A 1,403-nucleotide genomic window follows, 5' to 3' on the forward strand; every position below is an offset into this window, starting at 1 on the left:
TAATGCAGTTCACTTAAGTTGGGCTGGATGAGGATCTGGTAAGACCTATCGAACAGGATGGAGATTCGTTTCCATCCTGTTCGTGTTTTGAGATGCCAGGTCGCATAGGACATACAGCCGATTTATCGGCACTTTCGGGTGCAATTGATCCGGAATGGATCGCCTTGGCGCTTGCCAGCAGCGGCAAGGCGAGCATCCGCAAGCGCAAGCTCCCCGCCGAGCAAGTTGTCTGGCTGGTGATTGCGCTTTCCTTGTATCGTCATCAGTCCATGCCTGAGGTGGTGGCCCATCTGGATCTGGTGTTGCCCGATGAGGTGAACCCGGACATTGCCAAGAGCGCCTTGACGCAGGCCCGCCAGCGCTTAGGCCAGGCGCCGCTGGCGCAGTTGTTTGCGATGAGCGCGACGTGCTGGGACGAGCGACACCAAGTCGGGCGAGGCTGGCGGGGTCTTGCGCGCTATGCCGTGGATGGCAGCACATTGCGTGTCGCCGACAGCGTGGAGAACCGCGCGCATTTTGGAGCGCAAGCCTATGCATCCGGCGCTGTTGCAAGTTATCCGCAGCTACGGCTCTTGACCCTGACGGCGCTCGCCACGCACCTGGTGCGTGATGCGGTGTTTGGGATCTACGGCAAGAATGAGATGCTCTATGCCAAGAGCTTGCTCGACCAAGTGCCGGACCAATCCCTGACGGTCTTCGACAAGGGCTTTTTCAGCGCCAGCCTGCTGCTGCAGCTTCAATCGAAGGGCAAGCAACGTCATTGGCTCCTGCCGGCCAAAGGCAACAGTGCATGGCAGCGCCTGGACCAGAACGCCACCGACTATCGGGTGCGCATGAAAGTCTCGCCGCAAGCACGCGAGGCCGAGCCCGACTTGCCGACATTCTGGGAAGCTCGGGCGATCGAGACGGTCAACCGGCATGGGCAAAAGCGAATATTGCTCACCTCATTGACGGACAAGAAGGCCTATCCTGCCCAGGAGATCGTGCAGCAATACGAAGACCGCTGGCGGATCGAAACCAGCTATCGAGAGCTGAAGCAGGAGCTTCTTGGCAGCGAATTGACGCTGCGCAGCGGCACACCGCAGACCGTTTATCAGGAAGTTTGGGGAGCCTTGCTGGCTTACAATCTGGTGCGGTTGGAAATGGCCGAGGTTGCCTCTGAAGCCGAGGTCAAGCCAACCGAATTGAGCTTCACCACAGCCCTGCACTACATTCGTCACGAATGGGGGTGGATGGCGATCGAAGCGCCAGCAAAACTACCCGCACACCTCATCCGATTAAGACAACGGCTGGGAGACCTCATCCTCCCAAAAACACGGGGGCGATCATGCCCCCGTGTCGTCAAAAAGCTACCAGCCAAATATCCTGTCAGAACACTGAAGGTGCCTAAGTGAACTGCATTA

Annotated in this window: 1 protein-coding gene; it reads left to right on the forward strand. The window is 58.2% G+C overall.

What is annotated here, in order from left to right:
• The first annotated feature begins 92 nt into the window (after window positions 1-92).
• On the forward strand, window positions 93-1,394 hold the full coding sequence (locus NKI99_RS33705) for an IS4 family transposase (protein WP_128306115.1): 1,302 nt from the start codon (window positions 93-95) through the stop codon (window positions 1,392-1,394).
• Window positions 1,395-1,403 lie beyond the last annotated feature (9 nt).

The organism is Mesorhizobium sp. M0239 (assembly GCF_040321815.1).
In the GTDB taxonomy this organism is placed as follows: domain Bacteria; phylum Pseudomonadota; class Alphaproteobacteria; order Rhizobiales; family Rhizobiaceae; genus Mesorhizobium.